Source organism: Bradyrhizobium sp. CCGUVB23, assembly GCF_024199885.1.
Taxonomy (GTDB): Bacteria; Pseudomonadota; Alphaproteobacteria; order Rhizobiales; family Xanthobacteraceae; genus Bradyrhizobium.
Window position 1 is genome coordinate 9,890,492 of record NZ_JANADQ010000001.1, and the last position, 13,656, is coordinate 9,904,147.

At 64.8% G+C, this 13,656-nt stretch carries 12 protein-coding genes; 4 read left to right on the forward strand and 8 right to left on the reverse strand.

All coding sequences use genetic code 11. The annotated features are described in order from the left end of the window. Position 1: 1 nt before the first annotated feature. The 4 genes from NLN62_RS46570 to NLN62_RS46585 form a co-directional block, all read right to left on the reverse strand. Positions 2-859 (reverse strand): carbohydrate ABC transporter permease, encoded by an 858-nt coding sequence (locus NLN62_RS46570; RefSeq protein WP_027521040.1) that lies wholly within the window; start codon positions 857-859, stop codon positions 2-4. A gap of 17 nt (positions 860-876) precedes the next feature. Then, positions 877-1,803 (reverse strand): carbohydrate ABC transporter permease, encoded by a 927-nt coding sequence (locus NLN62_RS46575; RefSeq protein WP_254113874.1) that lies wholly within the window; start codon positions 1,801-1,803, stop codon positions 877-879. Positions 1,804-1,930: 127 nt separating this feature from the next. Beyond that, positions 1,931-3,370 (reverse strand): extracellular solute-binding protein, encoded by a 1,440-nt coding sequence (locus NLN62_RS46580; RefSeq protein WP_254113154.1) that lies wholly within the window; start codon positions 3,368-3,370, stop codon positions 1,931-1,933. Positions 3,371-3,392: 22 nt separating this feature from the next. Continuing rightward, a complete protein-coding gene (locus tag NLN62_RS46585) occupies positions 3,393-4,388 on the reverse strand; it encodes a sugar-binding transcriptional regulator (protein ID WP_254113155.1) in 996 nt (331 codons plus the stop codon). Positions 4,389-4,563: 175 nt separating this feature from the next. Between NLN62_RS46585 and NLN62_RS46590 the strand changes: the two genes are divergently transcribed. From NLN62_RS46590 to NLN62_RS46600, 3 genes are read left to right on the forward strand one after another with little or no spacing between them, the layout of a single operon-like run. Beyond that, the gene (locus NLN62_RS46590; RefSeq protein WP_254113156.1) at positions 4,564-5,844 is read left to right on the forward strand and encodes an FGGY-family carbohydrate kinase; all 1,281 of its coding nucleotides are present in this window, start codon (positions 4,564-4,566) and stop codon (positions 5,842-5,844) included. Then, positions 5,841-6,710 (forward strand): TIGR01459 family HAD-type hydrolase, encoded by an 870-nt coding sequence (locus tag NLN62_RS46595; RefSeq protein ID WP_027521045.1) that lies wholly within the window; start codon positions 5,841-5,843, stop codon positions 6,708-6,710. Before NLN62_RS46590 ends, NLN62_RS46595 begins: the two co-directional genes overlap by 4 nt. A gap of 8 nt (positions 6,711-6,718) precedes the next feature. Then, positions 6,719-7,747 carry a class II aldolase/adducin family protein gene (locus NLN62_RS46600; RefSeq protein WP_027521046.1) on the forward strand — a complete coding sequence of 343 codons (1,029 nt, stop codon included), beginning with the start codon at positions 6,719-6,721 and terminating at the stop codon, positions 7,745-7,747. A 2-nt stretch (positions 7,748-7,749) separates the two neighbouring features. Here NLN62_RS46600 and NLN62_RS46605 read toward each other — a convergent pair whose 3' ends face one another. The 3 genes from NLN62_RS46605 to NLN62_RS46615 form a co-directional block, all read right to left on the reverse strand. Then, a complete protein-coding gene (locus NLN62_RS46605; RefSeq protein ID WP_051389601.1) occupies positions 7,750-8,730 on the reverse strand; it encodes an ornithine cyclodeaminase family protein in 981 nt (326 codons plus the stop codon). A gap of 138 nt (positions 8,731-8,868) precedes the next feature. Then, entirely contained in the window at positions 8,869-10,152 is a 1,284-nt protein-coding gene (locus tag NLN62_RS46610) for an FAD-binding oxidoreductase (RefSeq protein WP_027521048.1), read from the reverse strand. Between the two features lie 6 nt (positions 10,153-10,158). Then, entirely contained in the window at positions 10,159-11,724 is a 1,566-nt protein-coding gene (locus NLN62_RS46615) for an aldehyde dehydrogenase family protein (protein ID WP_254113157.1), read from the reverse strand. 247 nt (positions 11,725-11,971) lie between these two features. On the opposite strand from NLN62_RS46615, the gene NLN62_RS46620 reads away from it, so the two are divergent. Next, a complete protein-coding gene (locus tag NLN62_RS46620) occupies positions 11,972-12,868 on the forward strand; it encodes a LysR substrate-binding domain-containing protein (RefSeq protein ID WP_027521050.1) in 897 nt (298 codons plus the stop codon). 35 nt (positions 12,869-12,903) lie between these two features. Here NLN62_RS46620 and NLN62_RS46625 read toward each other — a convergent pair whose 3' ends face one another. Beyond that, positions 12,904-13,539: a response regulator transcription factor gene (locus tag NLN62_RS46625; protein WP_027521051.1), complete on the reverse strand. Its 636-nt coding sequence runs from the start codon at positions 13,537-13,539 to the stop codon at positions 12,904-12,906. Positions 13,540-13,656: the final 117 nt, after the last annotated feature.

A 13,656-nucleotide genomic window follows, 5' to 3' on the forward strand; every position in this document is an offset into this window, starting at 1 on the left:
GTCAGCCTTTCACCGCGCCGAGCGAGAGACCCTCGACCAGGTAGCGCTGCGCATAGAGCGCGAGCAGCAGCGTCGGCGTCACCGAGAGGACGATGGCGGCTGCGATCTGGCCGTACTGGATACCGGAGGCCGTGACGAAAGCGAGCGCACCCACGGTCACTGGCTGCTTGTCGGCGGAGGCCAGGATCAGCGCGAAGACGAAATTGTTCCAGCAGAAGATGAAGGACAGCAGTCCGGCCGCCGCGATGCCGGGACCGGCGAGCGGAACCGCAATGCGGGTAAAGGCCTCGCGCCAGGAATGGCCGGCGAGCCGATAGGCGTGCTCGATGTCCGGGCTGATATCCTCGAAATAGCCGCGCACGATCCACAGGATCAGGGGAAGCGCGATGAGCTGATAGACCCAGACGATGCCGAAATACGTGTCGCTGAGCCCGAGCTGCTGATAGTAGAGCGACAGCGGCAGCAGCACGAGCAGAGGCGGCGCAAAGCGGAACGACAGCAGCGTGAACGCGATGCTTTCGCCGAGCCGGAACTTGAACCGCGCGAACGCGTAAGCCGCTGGCACGCCGAGCAGCAGAGCCAGGAGCACCGCCGCGCTCGACAGCACGAAGCTGTTCATGAGGTTGCGCATGAAGGGGATCTCGAGATTGCCGGCCGTGGTGCGGAGCTGGCCCGAGATCAAGGCCTGATAGTTGGAAAGCGTCGGCTCGAACAGGATGTGCGGCGGGATCCGCAGGATCTGTTCATTCGTCTGGAACGACATCATGAGGATCCAGACGATCGGGAACATGAAGAAGACGAGCACCAGCGCCAGCGCCACGCCCCGGAAGATGCGACCTGCGAGACTGGAATGATCCATCTTCGCCTCCTTCGCTCTTACCCGTGACCGTGGGCGCGTGCGCGCAGCCGCAGCCAGTTCTTGATGAAGATGTTCGACAGGATGTTGGTGATCAGCCAGAGGATCATCAGCAGCGCCGCCGAGCGGCCGACATTGGTGTACTGGAAGAATTCGAGATAGGCCTGGACCTGGAACACCATCAGCCGGTCGCCGGGCCCGCCCTGCGTCATCGCATAGATGATGTCGAACTGCTGGATGGAATCGAGCAGGCGGAACAGCGAGGCCGTGATGATGTAGGGCGCGAGCATCGGCAACGTGATGCGGAAGAATACGAAGCTTGCCGGAACGCCGTCGAGTGCCGCGGCCTCGAACGGCTGGCGCGGCAGCGAGCGCAGGCCGGCCAACAAGAGGATCATGATGAAGGGCGTGTAGACCCAGACGTCGACCAGCACGACCGTAAACAGCGCACTCGACGGGTCCGACGCCCATTTGAAGTCGTGCACGCCGAGCAGGCTGACCAGATAGGACAGGATGCCGAAGCTCGGGTTTGTCATCAGCTTCCACATCAGGGCGGCAATCGCTGGCGCCGTCATCAGCGGCAGCAGCAGCACGATCGAAACCGCATTGTGGAAGCGCGTCGGCCGCCGCAGGAGCAGCGCGATACCAAGGCCGAGCAGAAGCTCGAGCACCACCGTCAAGGTGGTATAGACGAGCGAGATGCGCAGCGTATTCCAGAACGCGGGATCGGAGAGGAAGTCGATGTAGTTGTCGACACCGATGAAGCCGCGCAAGTACGGCAGGTTCAGACGGTAGCGCTGGAGCGAATAGACCGCGGCCGTCACGAACGGCACGAGGATGGCGATGCAGACGAGCAGAGCCGGCAGGCTCAGCAGGTAAGGCAGCATGCGCCCGCGCAGCCTCGTGGTGCGGCGCGGAAGCGCAGAGGTCTGAAGGAGTTGAACCATGCTCATGATGATACGGGATCACATACTCACTGCAACACCGCCGGCCCGGATCGTAGGCGTTCCGAACCGGCGGGTTGTCGTGGCGCGGAGGAATTGAGGCACCACGAAAGGCGTCAATCGAGGCAGTTCAACCAAGTCCTGCCTGCTTGAGCTGACGGTTGATGCTGTCAGCGAGCTTGTCGAGGCCTTCGTCGACGCTGATCTCCTTGGCGACCATCTTCTGGAGCGAGGCTGCCCATTCGGTGGTCAGGTCGAAGAACAGCGGCTGCGCCGTGAAGTAGATCTTGGCGCCCGGGGCCGAGACGTCATGCTGCTCCAGATAGCCGGGATAGGATTTCGCGATGCGGTCGCGGAACTCCGAGTCCTTCCAGACCGAGGCGCGCACCGGGTTGACGAAGTCCATCTTGCGGGCGCCGAACAGATCGTGCTCGACGGAAGCCGCCCATTGCATGAACACCCAGGCCGCATCCTTCTGCTTGGAGAAGCTCGACATTGCGAGCGACCAGATCCAGACGTTGGGCGTCGGCGCCTTGGCCGCCGGGTTCGCGGCGAAGGGCGCGTAGCCGAGATTGCCCTTCTCCTTGTTGTCGCCGCCGTTCATGAAGTAGCCGAGAATGTCGGCGTCGAAGATCATGCCGGAGGCGCCAGCGCCGAGGTCGGTGCCGACCTGGTACCAGGTATAGGTCGACCAGTTCTTCGGGCCCGAGGTCTGGATCATCTTGACCCATTTCTCGTGGAAATCCTTCGAAGCCTTGGTGTTCATCGCGGCCTTCAGCTTGCCGCCCTCCATCACAAAATCCCTCTGGCCGAAGTTCGAATAGGCCGAGAGGAAGCCCGGATGGATGGTCGCCCAGGAGCGCGACCCGCGAACGCCGACGCCGTAAGGCCCGCCGGCGTCCTTGGTGATCTTCGCGGCCACCTCGAGCATCTCGTCGAGGTTCGTCGGCGGCTTGACGCCGACCTTGCTGAAGATGTTGCGGTTGTATGTGATGTTGTTGAGCTCGTAGCCCCAGGGGATGCACCACTGCTTGGCCTTGCCCGAGCCGAGTTCGGAGCCGGCGACGCCGTCCCATGCGGTCGAGGAGCGCAGGCCCGGCAGCACGTCGTCCCAGGCGAAGGCCGGGTTGGTCTTGGCGGGATCCTTGATGTAGCTGTTGAGGTCCTCGATCCAGCCGGCCGGACCGTAGGTCCAGGTCATGTAGGCGCCGGTCATGAAGGCGTCGTACTGATCCGATTTCGAGGACAGCGCCGCCGTCACCTTGTCGAAATAGACGTCCTCCGGGAAGATGTCGTAGGTGACATTCATGCCCGTCAGCGCCTTGAATGCTTCGAGGTCGCCGATCATGGCATCGACGTAGGGATGCTTATTCAGCAGCAGCTTGACGGACTTGCCGCTATAGGCCTTCCAGTTGAAGTCCGCGGCCATCGCCCGCGACATTGCGGAGGCGAAGGTTGCGTTGGCCGCCGCGCCGGCGATACCGAGCTTGCCGGCTCCGTCCAGTAGATCACGCCGGCTGATCCGTTTGGCGGCGTAGGAATCGAACAGATTCTTCTCGCGGTCGTGCATTGTAACCTCCCATGGTGCGCGTTTACTTACCCTTCCGACTCTTGTTCTTGGTTTTGCCGGATGTTGCCTCCGGCCTGTCGGTAGCGAGTGCCTGCGCTGTCACCTCATCGATGATGAGGCCGTGCAGGAGGCCGCTGCGCAAAACCGCGCGCAGCGCCGTGACTTTTGCCAGTCCGCCGCCGATGGCGACGATGCGGTGTTTCCGCAAATCCGCCGCCTCCATCGAGGTGGCGCGCGCCGACAGATCGATGTCGAGCATCTCGCCATCGGCATTGAAGAAATGGCCGAGCAGGTCGGCGCAGGCGCTTTCCCGCTTCAGTTCCACGACCTCGTCCGGCCTGATCATGCCGCTCGAGACCAGGAAGCCCTCGGCGTGGATCTGGCCGATGCCGACGAACAGCAGCGAGGCCTTGCGGGCGAGCGCGAATACGTCGGCGATGCCGTATTGCTGCATCAGCACCGCGCGGTCGGCGACGGAATTGGCGAACACGGGAACAGGCAGAAGATAGGCTTCCGCGCCGGTGCGCTCGGCGAGGCGATGGATGACGTCGAACGGATTGGCGGCGAATTTCCGTGTCAGTCCGCCAAGCAGCGATACGAATTGCACGCCGCGTGCAGGTGTCTGCGGCAGTTGTTCCACCATCGCGGCGAGCGTGCGGCCATGGCCGACGCCGATGATCTTGTGCTCGCCGCGCTCGAGGATCTGCCGCAGGAAGCTGGCCCCCTCCAGCGCCAGCGCCTTCAGCGGCAGGTCGCCCTCGCCGAGATCGGGTGCGACGCGGCAGAAGGAGAGCCCGTAGCGCTCGACCAGCGTGTTCTCCAGCGCAACGCATTCGGCGACCGGCCCTTCCACGAAGACGCGGATCATGCCCTCGCGGCTGGCGCGCGCGATCAGCCGGTGCGCCTTGGTGCTCTGGATGTTGAGGCGGTCGGCGACCTCCGACTGGGTCAGTCCGGCGGCGAAATAGAGCCAGGCCGCGCGGGTCGCGAGCGACGCTTCGCCGTCAATCGTCGCCATCCTGTCGGGTTGCATCACCACGGCGAAAAAGCCTGCTTGCAAATTTCTTCACGCCTTGCAAAAAATTGCAGAGGCCGGCCGGGACGTCAATCCCCCAAACGTGCTGCAGTGCAATCGCGGGGGCGATTGTGAACTGCGCCGCAATCGACAGAGTGCCAAAGGGAGGTGAGATCCAATGACGGGCTTGTTCCTCGGCATCGACGTCGGAACCAGCGGCGTTCGCGCCTGCGCCGTCGATGCGCGCGGCGACATCCAGGGCATGGAGTCCGCCACCCTGCCCCCACCGCGACAGGACGGTAACGCGATCGATCAGGACCCCGAATTCTGGTGGCACGCGAGCGTCGTTGCGATCAGCAAGCTCGGACGCGGCATCGATCTCCAGGCCGTCGAGCAGGTTTGCGTTGACGGCACGTCTGGCACGCTGCTCCTGATCGACGCGGCCGGCCGTCCCTGCACGCCGGGGCTGATGTACAACGACACCCGCGCGGCAAAGGAAGCCCAGCGCATTGGGTCGGTTGCGCCGAAGGAAAGCGGCGCTCACGGCGCCAGCAGCGCATTGGCGAAACTGCTTCATTTGCTGGGCCAAAGCGACGCAAGAAGCGCGCGCTTTGCCGTGCATCAGGCCGATTGGATCGCCGGCCGGCTGGCGGGAACCCACGGCGTCAGCGACGAGAACAACGTCCTCAAGCTCGGCTACGATCCCGTCACGCGCAGCTGGCCGGCCTGGCTCGATCAGCTCGGCGTGCCGCACACGCTTTTGCCGCGCGTGCTGGTGCCGGGGACGCCGTTTGCCGAGATCGATCCAGGGGTTGCCTCAGAGCTCGGCCTGTCGAAAACGGCCCGCATCACGGCCGGCACCACCGACGGCGTCGCCGCGTTCATCGCGACGCGCGCCGATAGCCCCGGCGATGCCGTGACCTCGCTCGGGACGACGCTGGTCGTCAAACTGCTCGCGACGCAGCCGATCTTCGCCGCCGATCAGGGCGTCTATTCGCATCGGCTTGGCGAACGCTGGCTCGCCGGCGGCGCCTCCAATTCCGGCGGCGGCGCGCTGCTCGCGCATTTCTCGGCGGCAGAGATGGAACGGCTGACGCCGCAACTGCGACCGGAGGAGCCGACCGGGCTCGACTACTATCCCTTGCCAAAGCCAGGCGAGCGCTTTCCGATCGCCGATCCGTCCTTGGCCGCACGGATCACGCCGCGCCCGGCGGAAGACCATCGCTTCTTCCAGGCGCTGCTCGAAGGCATCGCATCGGTCGAAGCCCTCGCCTATCAGCGCCTCGCTGCGCTCGGAGCACCGCGACTGCGCCGCGTCGTCAGCATCGGCGGCGGTGCGAAGAACCCGGCATGGACCGAGATCAGACGCCGCGCGCTCGGTGTTGCCGTCACGACGGCCGAGCAAACCGAAGCGAGCTACGGTGCAGCGCTGCTGGCCTTGCAGGGCAGCCCGTCATGAGAGTCGGCACAATCGAAATCAATACTTTGAGCGCGATCGCCGACCGGTTCGATCACGTGCTGCTCGACCAATGGGGCACGCTGCATGAAGGCGGCACCGTGTTTCCGGCCGCGCGGGACTGCGTGGTGAAGCTCAAGACCGCGGGCAAGCGCGTGCTGGTGCTGTCGAACTCCGGCAAGCGTGCACGCAGCAACGAAGAGCGGCTTGCAAGGCTCGGCCTGCCGCCGACGGCCTATGACGGCATCCTGACCTCCGGCGAAGTGACCTGGGCGGGATTGCTTCAACGCGCACGCGCCCCTTTCGCCAATCTCGGCCGATCATGTTTTCTCATCACGCGCGGCGGCGATCATTCCGTTATCGACGGTCTCGGCCTCTCGATCGTGACCGAGATCGAGAAGGCCGATTTCATCCTGCTGGCCGGGCTCGATGATGACGTCGCTGAGCCCGAGCACTGGCGCGCACGCTTCGCCGCGGCGGCAGCGCGGCGGTTGCCGATGCTGTGCGCCAACCCTGATTTGACCATGTTCAGCGCGAACGGATTGGTCCCGGCGCCGGGCGCACTGGCGCGGTTCTACGAGAGGTTTGGCGGTGCCGTGGCATTCGTCGGCAAGCCGCACGCGCCGATCTTCGAGGCGGCACTGGAGCAACTCGGCCATCCCGATCCGAAGCGGGTCCTGATGATCGGCGATTCCCTCGATCACGACGTCGCCGGCGCACGGGCCAAGGGAATGCTGACCCTGTTCCTCGGCGCGGGCGTGCACAGGGACGCACTCGCAGGCGCGCCCGATCTGCCGGCGGCGATCCGCATGCTGGCGGGATCGCAGGAGATGATACCGGACTGGCTGATGAACCACTTGACCTGGTGAGGCCTGCAATGCGCGAGCCTGCACAACTCGATGATCTCCGCCATATGTCGGCGCGCGTCGGCCGCAACATCCTGCTGGTGCAGGGTGCCGGCGGCAACTCCTCGATCAAGGATGGCGATGTGCTCTGGGTGAAGGCGTCCGGCACCTGGCTTGCGGATGCGGAAGCCAAGGACATCTTCGTGCCGGTGTCGCTTGGCGCAGCGCGCGCTGCGCTTATGCAAGGCGACGAAAAGGTGCCTCTTGCTCCCGGCACCAACTCGACATTGCGCGCCTCGATCGAGACCTCGCTCCACGCGCTCATGCCACATCCCGTCGTGTTGCACGTTCATTCGGTCAATACGATCGCCTGGGCGGTGCGGTCCGACGCGCGCGAGGAGCTTGCCAGGCGCCTCGACGGCTTGTCCTGGCGCTGGCTCGACTATCATCATCCGGGACTGCCGCTGGCCAAGGCCGTGAGCGATATCCTGGCGGAGGATGCCGTGGATATCCTGATCCTCGGCAACCATGGGCTGGTGGTCGGCGCTGACAGCTGCGCGGCGGCCGAGACGCTGGTGGACGAGGTCGAGAGGCGGCTCGCACTCACCCAGCGCAGTGCCATACCAGCCGATGACGAGGCGCTCCGCTCAATCTGCGCCGGCACCGATTATCGTTCGCCAAAAGATCCGCTCTGCCACAGCATCGCGATCGACCGCTACAGCCGTGCCATTGCGACCAGCGGCTCGCTGTATCCGGACCACGTCGTCTTTCTCGGTCCCGGCCTGCCCGTGCTGGACCATGGCGAGGATCTGCGCGTCCTGACGTCGCGAGCCCATACGGACAGGCGGCCGCCTCCGGTCGCCCTCCTCGTTCCCGGCCTCGGCTGTGTCATTCGCAAGGATGCAAGCAATGGTGCCGAAGCCATGCTGACCTGTCTCGGACTGGTGACCTGCCGTGTGCCCCTTATCGCCGAGGTCCACTATCTCTCGGCCGAGAACGAGCACGCGTTGCTGAGCTGGGACGCCGAACGGTATCGCCAGCAATTGACCGCCGATCGCTGACCTTATGACGCCGCCCCGCCAATCCCGGAATCCCATCCGCCGACGAGGAGTGACGCGGCCGCGAGATCCTCGGACGCCGCCCCGACTGACTTGAACAGCGTGATCTCACTCTCCTCCAGACGACCGGGCCGCGCACCGCTGGCCAGCTCATGCAGATCACCACAGATCCTGGCGGCGTCCCAGCGCCCGGCGGCGATCGGCTGGAGCAGATCGCCGGCTTCCGCGAGCGCACCACCATAGGTGTCGACAAAAACGCGGCTGCGGCAGACGGCCTCGTCGTCGCTCTCGCGCATCTTGGGCGTGAACGCACCGACGAGATCGAGATGTGTGCCCGTTCCTAAGTGTCGACCAAGAACGATGGGCTCGACCGATGTCGTCGCGCAACTGACGATATCTGCCTCGGCCAATGCCGCGGGCAGATCGACAACCGCCTCGGCGCCGAACCCTTGCCGGGAGATCTCGCCTGCAAAAGCCTCCGCGCGCTGCGGATTGCGGCCCCAAACGAGCACGCGCTCGATTGGACGCGTGGCGCGATGCGCGGCCGGCAGACAGGCCGCGATGCGACCCGTGCCAATGACGAGCAACGTCTTGCTGTCCGGGCGCGACAGATAGCGCGAGGCAAGCGCGGAAGCAGCCGCCGTCCGCCGGTTGGTCAGCGCTTCGCCGTCGATCATCGCACGCGGCTGGCCGGTGGTGCCGTCGAACAGCGTGTAGAGCGATGACACGGCGCCGAGGCCGCGGGACGCGTTCGCAGGGAATACCGTCACGAGCTTCACCCCGAGCGCCTTGCCTCGTTCCCAGGCCGGCATGGTCAGGAGATGGCCGGGCGTGTCGGGAGCTCCGACGTCGTAACTCTGCCGAACCGGCATTGCCTCGCCGCCACGCCGGAAGGACTCGGCCAGCGCGTCGATCAGTCTGAGATAGTCAAGGCCGGCCTCGACCTCAGCAGCGGTGTAGTAGCGCAGCAAGGCATCCTCTTTCATGGTTCGACGGCTTAAAGCATGACCCGGAAAAGTGTGAAGCCGTTTTCCCTCGCGACAAACGCGGAACGCGTTTGCGCGGAGATCATGCTCAAACAACAACCTAAAGCGCGATGACGATTCATCCAATCTCATCGCGCTTTAGAGCCGCGCTTCGGTCAGATGAACGAGTTGGGATCCGGCGCGGTAGAGAGCCTCCTGTGCGAGGCGGAAGCGCGGCTCCTCGCAGGCTGCGACCGGCAGCGGAAGGTCTTTTTCAGCGACATGGCCGAGCACGTAGGACGCCAGCACACCGCCAAACACCGTGCCCGGCGCGATACCCCGGCCGTTGTAGCCGCTGAAGGCGATGACGTTGCGGTCGAGCTTGTGAAAACGCGGCAGATTGTCCGAGGTCATACCGATCATCCCGAACCAGCCAGCCTCGAACCTGATGTCGGCAAGCTGCGGAAACAATTTTCGCAGCGAACGAATGGCCCACGCCCTGTGGATCGCGGCACCGCTTCCCTCGAGCGCACCGACGCTGCCAAACACCAGTCGGCCTGCGCGGTCGAAGCGGAACGAGGAGAGCACCTGCTTGGTGTCCCAGGCTCCCTGCCGTTCCGGCAGGATCGACGCCCTCAGATTGTCCGACAGGGGCTCGGTCGCAAAATTGAAGTAAGGCAGATGAATCTGCTCCTGCCGAACCTGCGACCACGGGCCTTGCGCATAGGCATCGGTGGCAACGATCACCCAATCCGCGCGGACCGATCCCGATTTCGTGTCGATCTTCCAGCGCGAGCCGTCCATGTGCGCGGCGAGAACGGGACTTTGGGTAAAGATCTTCGCGCCCGCCGCCAGCGCGACGCGCGCCAGGCCGCGGACATAGGCGAGCGGCTGAATGGTGCCGGCGCGCTTGTCCAGCAGCGCACCGGCGTAGTCGCCGCCGCCGATCTTGGCGCGCGTCTCTTCGGCGTTGAGCACCTCGACCCGTGCACCGCGCCGCTGCCATTGCTCGGCACGGGCCTCGATCTCGGCCAGGCCCTTATGCCCGACGGCGCAATGCAGCGTGCCCGCGCGCTCCGGCTCACAATCGATGCCGTGCTTTTCGATGAGATCGAACACCTTCGCCGGTCCGTGACCGAGAAGATCGATCAGGCGCTCGCCAAAGACCTGACCCAGCGTCGAGGTGAGAGCATCGGGCATGACCCACATGCCCGCATTGACGAGACCGACATTGCGCCCCGATCCGCCGAACCCGATCTCGGAAGCTTCAAGCACGGCGACGCGCGCGCCTCCCTCGGCGAGATGAAGCGCGGAGGACACGCCGGTATATCCGCCGCCGATGACGACGACATCGACATCCAGCTCGCCCACGAGCGTCATGGTCTCAGGCGCAGCCGGCGCCGTCAGCGCCCAAAGACCATGCGATCGCGGATCATCCTGCATCAGGCCTCACACCACGTCGAACTTGACGCCCTGGGCCAGCGGGAGCGTTCGGCCATAGTTGATGGTGTTCGTGGCCCGGCGCATATAGGCCTTCCACGCATCGGACCCGGACTCGCGTCCGCCGCCGGTCTCCTTCTCGCCGCCGAACGCGCCGCCGATCTCCGCGCCGGACGGACCGATATTGACGTTGGCGATCCCGCAATCGGAGCCGCGCGCCGACAGGAACGTCTCGGCTTCGCGCAAATCATTGGTGAAGATCGACGAGGAGAGCCCTTGCGGAACGGCATTGTGCAGTTCGAGGACGGTATCGAAATCGCTGTATTTGATCACGTAGAGGATCGGCGCGAAGGTCTCCTGCTCGACAGGCCCCGTCTGCGCAGCAATCTCGACCAGCGCGGGACGAACGTAGTACGCGTCCGTGGCGTCCTCGACGGCAATCGGCTCGCCGCCGTGAATGGCGGCCCCCGCCGCCTTCGCGGCCTCGAGCGCACCCTGCATCGCACGATAGGCCGCGCCGTCGATCAACGGACCAACCAGCGTGCCGGCTTCCAGGGGACTGCCGACGGACACGGATGCGTAGGCCCGCTTCAGCCGCGGAACGAAGCTGTCATACACGCTCTCATGGACGAAGAGGCGCCGAAGCGTCGTGCAACGCTGGCCGGCGGTTCCCATCGCGGCAAAGGCAACGCCGCGCAGCGTCAGATCGAGGTCGGCCGTCGGCGCGACGATGGCTGCATTGTTGCCGCCGAGCTCGAGAATTGCGCGCGCGAAACGCTTGGCGAGCCGCGGCCCCACGGCGCGGCCCATCGCGGTCGAGCCCGTGGCCGACACCAGCGGGACCTTCGCATGGTCGACAAGCAGCTCGCCGAGGTCGCGGCCGCCAATCAGCAGCGCCGCAAGCCCTGCGGGCGCGCTTCCGCCCTCCTTCGTAAAGCGCATCAGCGCGCGGTCGAACAGCGCCTGCGTCGCCAGCGCCGTCAGCGGGGTCTTCTCGGACGGCTTCCACACGATGCTGTTGCCGCAAACGAGTGCCAGCGCCGCGTTCCACGCCCAGACGGCGACCGGGAAATTGAAGGCGGAGATGATGCCGGTCACGCCGAGCGGATGCCAGCTCTCCATCATCCGATGCTCGCCGCGCTCGGTGGCGATGGTCAGGCCATAGAGCTGGCGGGACAGCCCGACGGCGAAGTCGCAGATGTCGATCATCTCCTGAACCTCGCCGAGGCCCTCGGACACGATCTTGCCGACCTCGATCGACACCAGCCGGCCCAAAGCCTGCTTGTTGGCGCGAAGCTCTTCGCCGAACAGCCGGACCAGCTCACCGCGCTTCGGTGCCGGTACCAGCCGCCAGACCTGGAAGGCCGCATGTGCCTTCGCAATCAGCGCGGCGGCGTCGGCCGCGCCGACTTCCCTGACCTTCCCGACGATCTTGCCGGTGATCGGCGTCTGCACGGCGAGCGTGCCCTCCGTGTAGCTCGCACGGCTCACGCCGACGTCGGCGAGGAGCCTGTCGACCTCAGCGGCAAGATCGGCGGTGTGAGCTTGGGTCTGAGGGGCGGGTTTGATGGACATGACAGGCTTTCCGAAGTCGGCGTTGATTTGGATGGCGCGGCCGTTGCGTCTGGTTGAGCGCGCCGGCCCTTGATCGAACTGAAGTGGCACGCTGGTCAATGGCTAATTCTCGTGAGGCCGCCGCTCGGAACTGGGCCTGACCACCACGAGAGTCATGCAAAATTAGCATGAAGCGCCCGAACTATTCTTGCCTTTTCAAGACCACCAAACGATGATTGCTCAATAGATCATTCCAAGATGGAATAATATGCAGCCGTCCCGTCGCTTCCTGCCGTCAACCGCTCTGCTTGCCGCCTTTGAAGCTGCGGCCCGCACCGGCAGCGTGACGCTGGCAGCCAAGGAGCTCAGCCTGACCCAGGGGGCTGTCAGCCGGCAGATCAAGTCGCTGGAAGAGCAGCTCGGTGTCGAACTGTTCGTCCGCGAGCGCCAGACCATTCGGCTGACGCCCGCCGGCGAAGCCTATGCGCGCGAGATTCGCGACGCGCTGCGGAAGATCAGCACCGCCTCGTTCAACCTGCGCGCCAATCCGAGAGGCGGCACGCTCAATCTGGCGATCCTGCCGACGTTCGGCACGCGCTGGCTGGCGCCACGCCTTCCGAGATTCCTGGCGCAGAATCCGGGCGTCACCGTCAATCTTGCAACCCGCCTGTCCTACTTCGATTTTCGTTCCGAGCCGCTGGATGCAGCGATCCATTTCGGATCACCGGACTGGCCGGGCGCCGAGATGGTCCTCCTGCGCTCGGAGGAAGTCGTTCCCGCCTGCAGTCCCGAGCTCAGGAAGCAATTCCACTTTCGCTCGGCAGGAGACATCAGGAAGGCATTGCTGCTCAGCATCTCGACGCGACCGAACGCATGGGACCAATGGTTCCTTGCGCAGGGCGTTCCAGGGGCGTCCGCCCAGACGATGTATTTCGATCAGTTTGCAACGGTTGCCCAGGCGGCGATGGTCGGCGTGGGCGTTGCGCTTCTTCCCACGTTCCTGATCCAGGACGAGCTGGCCAGCGGTCGCCTCGTGCGCGCCCTCAACCTGCCGATGGAGAGCCCCGAACGATACTATCTGGTGTGGCCGTCGGAACGAGCGCCCCACCCGCCCCTCGTCGTCTTTCGGGATTGGCTGCTCGCTGAGACGGTAGCCGATCGGTGAGCGAATTGGCGAGCCGCCAGCCCGCCAATGCCCCTTCACGGCGCCACCAGTCGCTTGCGAATGGCATAGCGCACCAGCTCGGCCGTCGACGACATCCCGAGCTTGCGCATTGCGGACGCGCGATGCGTCTCGACCGTCTTCACGCTCAGCTTCAGGATCGTGCTGATGGACCTGTTGGTATGTCCTTCGGCAATGAGCTGAACCACGCTCTGCTCGCGCGACGTGAGCAGCATGGCCGACTTGTTCTGCTTGTTGAGCTGGTAGTCGTGGAGCAACTTCTCCAGCAGCAGGCTGGTGAAGTAAGGCCGGCCGTCGAGCAGCGCCTCGATGGCGGAAATCAGGTGGTTCCTGGCATCCGACTTGAACAGGAACCCGCGAACTCCTGCCAGGATGGCCTCGGTCAGCAGCTCCTCATTCTCGTGCATCGTCAGGATCAGCACTTCCGTGCGCACATGCAGCGCCTTCAGACGACGGCTGACCTCCAGCCCGTTCATGAGCGGCATCGAATAGTCGACGATCACGATATCGGGCCGCGTCTCCAACGCCAATGCGACCGCCTGCTCGCCATTGGTCGCCTCTCCGCTGACGATCCAGTTGGAGCGGGTTTCGACGATCGCCCGCAGCCCGGAGCGCACGACTTCATGATCATCCGCAATCACGATGCGCTTCACGACGTCGTTCCCGTATGCCGGCCCGCGGGCCCATCGGGCGATCGATGGAGGCGACCGGCAGGAAGATCGAGCGATCATACCGGTCGCGGTCCAGCGGGTTATCCCACAAAACCCTGA

Coding starts and splice junctions, on each gene's coding strand:
- NLN62_RS46570 (WP_027521040.1), bottom strand. CDS start 859: ATGGATCATTCCAGTCTCGCAGGTCGCATCTTCCGGGGCGTGGCGCTG.
- NLN62_RS46575 (WP_254113874.1), bottom strand. CDS start 1,803: ATGGTTCAACTCCTTCAGACCTCTGCGCTTCCGCGCCGCACCACGAGG.
- NLN62_RS46580 (WP_254113154.1), bottom strand. CDS start 3,370: ATGCACGACCGCGAGAAGAATCTGTTCGATTCCTACGCCGCCAAACGG.
- NLN62_RS46585 (WP_254113155.1), bottom strand. CDS start 4,388: ATGGCGACGATTGACGGCGAAGCGTCGCTCGCGACCCGCGCGGCCTGG.
- NLN62_RS46590 (WP_254113156.1), top strand. CDS start 4,564: ATGACGGGCTTGTTCCTCGGCATCGACGTCGGAACCAGCGGCGTTCGC.
- NLN62_RS46595 (WP_027521045.1), top strand. CDS start 5,841: ATGAGAGTCGGCACAATCGAAATCAATACTTTGAGCGCGATCGCCGAC.
- NLN62_RS46600 (WP_027521046.1), top strand. CDS start 6,719: ATGCGCGAGCCTGCACAACTCGATGATCTCCGCCATATGTCGGCGCGC.
- NLN62_RS46605 (WP_051389601.1), bottom strand. CDS start 8,730: ATGAAAGAGGATGCCTTGCTGCGCTACTACACCGCTGCTGAGGTCGAG.
- NLN62_RS46610 (WP_027521048.1), bottom strand. CDS start 10,152: ATGCAGGATGATCCGCGATCGCATGGTCTTTGGGCGCTGACGGCGCCG.
- NLN62_RS46615 (WP_254113157.1), bottom strand. CDS start 11,724: ATGTCCATCAAACCCGCCCCTCAGACCCAAGCTCACACCGCCGATCTT.
- NLN62_RS46620 (WP_027521050.1), top strand. CDS start 11,972: ATGCAGCCGTCCCGTCGCTTCCTGCCGTCAACCGCTCTGCTTGCCGCC.